This window comes from Pseudomonas sp. PA-4-8C, assembly GCF_021606625.1.
Classification (GTDB): Bacteria; Pseudomonadota; Gammaproteobacteria; order Pseudomonadales; family Pseudomonadaceae; genus Aquipseudomonas; species Aquipseudomonas lactis.
Map to the genome: position 1 here is coordinate 1 of NZ_WKCD01000386.1, position 4030 is coordinate 4030.

6 protein-coding genes and 1 pseudogene are annotated in these 4030 nt (G+C 54.1%); 4 read left to right on the forward strand and 3 right to left on the reverse strand.

All coding sequences use genetic code 11. The features are described 5' to 3' along the window. Positions 1–44 precede the first annotated feature (44 nt). Entirely contained in the window at positions 45–935 is an 891-nt protein-coding gene (locus GIW04_RS28670) for a hypothetical protein (protein ID WP_236479458.1), read from the reverse strand. 307 nt (positions 936–1242) lie between these two features. On the opposite strand from GIW04_RS28670, the pseudogene GIW04_RS28675 reads away from it, so the two are divergent. Next, positions 1243–1335 (forward strand): annotated as a pseudogene (locus GIW04_RS28675) (VOC family protein); the annotation flags it as partial. A 120-nt stretch (positions 1336–1455) separates the two neighbouring features. Here GIW04_RS28675 and GIW04_RS28680 read toward each other — a convergent pair. After that, positions 1456–1971 (reverse strand): GNAT family N-acetyltransferase, encoded by a 516-nt coding sequence (locus tag GIW04_RS28680; RefSeq protein WP_120248941.1) that lies wholly within the window; start codon positions 1969–1971, stop codon positions 1456–1458. 119 nt (positions 1972–2090) lie between these two features. Here GIW04_RS28680 and GIW04_RS28685 point away from each other — a divergent pair, with 119 nt between their 5' ends. Next, positions 2091–2585, forward strand: a complete 495-nt coding sequence (locus GIW04_RS28685) for a GNAT family N-acetyltransferase (protein ID WP_120248942.1) — start codon at positions 2091–2093, stop codon at positions 2583–2585. Positions 2586–2591: 6 nt separating this feature from the next. Here GIW04_RS28685 and GIW04_RS28690 read toward each other — a convergent pair whose 3' ends face one another. After that, positions 2592–2825, reverse strand: a complete 234-nt coding sequence (locus tag GIW04_RS28690) for a hypothetical protein (RefSeq protein WP_003192651.1) — start codon at positions 2823–2825, stop codon at positions 2592–2594. A 160-nt stretch (positions 2826–2985) separates the two neighbouring features. Between GIW04_RS28690 and GIW04_RS28695 the strand changes: the two genes are divergently transcribed. Both GIW04_RS28695 and GIW04_RS28700 read left to right on the forward strand, forming a co-directional pair. Continuing rightward, positions 2986–3528 (forward strand): GNAT family N-acetyltransferase, encoded by a 543-nt coding sequence (locus GIW04_RS28695; RefSeq protein ID WP_120248943.1) that lies wholly within the window; start codon positions 2986–2988, stop codon positions 3526–3528. A gap of 32 nt (positions 3529–3560) precedes the next feature. Further along, positions 3561–3815 carry a hypothetical protein gene (locus GIW04_RS28700; protein ID WP_120248944.1) on the forward strand — a complete coding sequence of 85 codons (255 nt, stop codon included), beginning with the start codon at positions 3561–3563 and terminating at the stop codon, positions 3813–3815. Positions 3816–4030 lie beyond the last annotated feature (215 nt).

Below are 4030 nucleotides of genomic sequence, written 5' to 3' on the forward strand. Positions count from 1 at the left end.
CGGAATACGAGATCCCAGCGACAGTCTCGTGGGCTCGGAGATGGTTATAAGAGACAGCAGCGAATCCCGCCAGGCTCGTTTCCTACTTCGCTCTCATCAACTCCCAACTCCATGCTGACACGGGCAATTGCAAAGTAGATTGACATGGCCCGCCGCATCAATTCGAGAAAGGCCGGACTCAACCCCACCAAACGTTTGTCGCATTTGAAATAGCCCTGTAACTGGCCTTCTTTGATCATGCGCTGCATGTGTGTTTTGGACACGCCCAGACGCGATGAAAGCTCCACGTAAGAGGATACGTTGTAGCCGGTCTCTAACGAGCCGGTGCGCAGGGCATCGGCATAGAGTGCGAGCATCGGCAGATGACCGCCGTCCCGATTGAGAATCCATTTCGCTTCAGGCAACAGCTTGTCGAGCAGGAAGTCCCCTTCAAGTATCTTGGCAAACCCTCGAAAAAATACGCGCAATAGATCAACATTCTTCCCTACAACCGATAACCCACTGTCGTATGGAGAGATCATCTGCGAAGGCAGCAAATAAGATTTGATTAGCTGCACGGTATTGCTTAGCGCTTTTTCCGTAGGTCGGAAACTACGTTGACGCCCGTCCTGCACATGTAACCGAACATCCAGATATCCGGCAATGGACAAAAATGAACAATAAGAATCCAGGCTATTTCGAGACATATAGCCACGTTCGTAGCAGAATGCCTTTACTCTGGATAAAGGAACTTTCTCGTCTTTGTAGCTGAAGCTCAATAAAGACAGGGCAACCATGAATCGGTCATATTTCAACAAATTTTTATAAAACGAAGGCTTTTCTCGATAGCTTTCCATGACCAAATCGAAATGCAGCAGAACAGCTTCATCTATATTGTCTCGGGTCATTTCCGAACTGGTCTCTTTCAAATACTCAAGCAGATCAGTCTTGTTCATCGAAGTTACACAACCTTTAGCCGGCAATATCAAACTGCTACCATTCGCAATACGCACAGTATATGCGTATTCGAACCGCTGGCAGGTTCACCCCAAAAATGTTTTATGACCTGACGCGCTTCGATCGCAGCTCACCCGAGCGTGTCTGATCGATGCCCACCGGCCTAAAGGTGAGCTGCGTGCAAGAATCTCTTCGACCAATAGCAGCCATCAACGCGTCACTATAATTCCCGCCCTTGCATCATGATGCTCGCCACGATCCCCTCGTGGCACCGAACTATAGTTGGTGCATCTAACCCATCTTGGAATGGGCCAGCGCGAATTCATCGTCCAGGATCCCGACGGTTATCTCATCAGGTTGGTAGAGCGGTTGGGTGAGAGGCGGATTTGCTCAATCTGAATTTGAATCTGAGCCAAGCCGATATTCAGGTTTGGGGTTCAGCGGACGTAGTTCAACGCCCGCTAATGGCCGATTTCTGCCGTTCGTGCAGGCCAGCAATCGCAAACCCGATGCCCAGAGCTAACCCCCCGGTATCTGATACACAACCGAATCATATTTCTCCGCCATCCGCCTTTCGATGACCACTCCCCCCAAAGCTTCGGCAATACGTCGACTCGCACGATTCTGCGTCGCAACAGGATAGATAAAGTACTTTGCCACCACCCACTGGCTAGCCCACTGAACAACCGCCCGCACCGCTTCACCACCCAACCCCAGCCCGTGTTTATCTTCACGAACCCAGATACCCAACTCCGGTGTTTCACTGCCGGTATGGTGCAGCCCGACCAAGCCGGTAAAACGAGCACCTACCCGCTCCCTGATCGTGAATACAATGTCGCTGCCATCCGCTATCGCAGGCAGCCACCGCCCCCAGACTTGCGCGTACTCTTCCAGCGAGGCAGGCGGTTCCCAGGACATGTAGCGAGTCAGTGTCGGAGTGATACAAGCGAAGGACTCAGCAGCGTCCTGCTCACAGAAGGGCTCAATGGTAAGGCGTTGCGAGAGAATGCGGATTGGGTGGCTATCCACTGGCATGGCCATTTCCTTCCTGAGGTCCGTTACTCCATGTATGCCGTGAACATACCATGCGGGTCGCTTCATCAGTATCAGGCTCTCTATACTGAGCCCCCAGGATGGTAGTTGGAGCACCCAATATGCCCGTCGCACCCAATCAAAATTCCCCGATCATTTTGGTCCCGGTTCAACAAAGCGACTTGGATAATCTGGTAGCCATTCGAATCGAGGCCATGCGCGAAAGCCTGGAGCGTGTTGGGCGATTTGATCCAGCCCGTGCGCGGGAGCGGTTTGTTGGCGGCTTTGAAGCTCGCGACACACGCTATATCGAGGCATCTGGAGAGCGGGTGGGTTTCGTAGTGGTGAAACGTCACCACCATGAACTCTTGCTCGACCACTTGTATGTCAGGCCGAGCGCGCAAGGGTCAGGGGTGGGGTCTGCTGTTCTCATGCAGATTTTCAAAGAGGCGGATGCGGCGCCGCTGCCTATTAAAGTGGGGGCTCTCAAAGAAAGCGCTTCGAATCGCTTTTATACCCGCCATGGCTTCCAGTTCATCGAAAGCAGTGAATTCGACAATTATTATGTGCGGCAGCCCATTCCGGCGATTGGCGCTCATTCCGGAACCATGGGCTGACGTGCACTAGCCCTTCAGTTCACCGGCCCGATTGCTCGCCGCGTCGTCATACGCCACATACAACGACTCTGCGATTTGGCTTTTGATCGCCTTGGTGGCCTCCAAACCCAGCACAAAACCCTCGGCTTTACCGCCAGCACGGTTAAGTTCTTCATGGGTGGAGGCGCCAGTAATAGCGTCAAGCAGCTTGGCGGCGTGGGGGCCGACGCCTTTGGGGAGGGAGATCTGGTCGATGGACATTATCGCTACCTTGAAAAATGGAGTTCGGGAGCGAGTGGAACCACTGCCGGGGCTGGCATGGTAGACCTGTTTGCCATGAAAGGGGTCGCTTTACGCGCAGCGGCGCTATTCTTTGCGGCTGAGCAGTCAGATGGGGCCATTGATCAATCTGGAGGGGTTTATGGAGTATTGCGTTGAGGGCTACTGCCTTCGGCCCTTTTCATGGGACGATTTCGAGAGGGTCAGCCGTTACGAACGCGTCAATCGCAGGCATCTGCAACCCTGGGAGCCGCTCAGGGATGAGGAATATTTCACCACTGGCAACGCCAAGGCCAGGGTGGAGCAGCAGGTCAACAATATGCAGGCTGGCAACGCTCTGTGTTTCCTCTTGCTTGAACCTGAGAGCGGAGAGGTTCTAGCGCGGTGTAACTACACGAACATTGTGAGAGGCGTTTTTCAGGCCTGTCATCTCGGCTTCTCATTGGCGGAATCAGCCCAAGGCCGTGGCCTGATGAAAAGAACACTTCAGGTCACTAACCATCATTGCTTTGAGAAGTTGGGGCTTCACCGGATCATGGCCAATCATTTACCCCGCAATGTGCGAAGTGAACGCCTTCTGGAGTCGCTGGGGTTTGAGAAGGAGGGGCATGCGCGAGCCTATCTGAAGATTGCTGGCGTTTGGGAGGACCATACGTTGAGGTCGTTGATCAACCCTGAAGAATAAGCGCACCACCCACCCTACTCAGGAAAAAGCTGATGTCTACCGAGCCCCTCTGCCTGGTTTTTGTCCCCGCCCTTGCCGCCGTGCTGACGGCCGCCGAATCGAAAAAAGGCGCCCCGCTCAGCGAAGTCGAAGTGTGCGATATGCGCGACCAGGCCACTTGCATTGCGGTAACCTTCTCCACCGCGTTGGCGATGGAACAAGAACGGGGTTACCCGGATATCGTTGCCGAGGATTGCTGGAATGAGTGGCAACGCTTGCGTCCCGCACTTCAATCGCTCCCGCTCTGATCAGCATAGGTATCCAGACAACTCTGTAGCGCTCAACGGTAACCACGATGCGAAGCGAGCCGCTGTTGATCTTGATCTGCTTTTGATCTTGATCTTAGGCGCCCCGTTAAACCACGCTGGCCGGAATTCGACAGGGATTTGGGGGGTAAACCGGCAGGGATGCCGGTTTAGCCGCCCCGCGCCATGGATGGCGCGTGGCGGCGGCCCCCCAAATC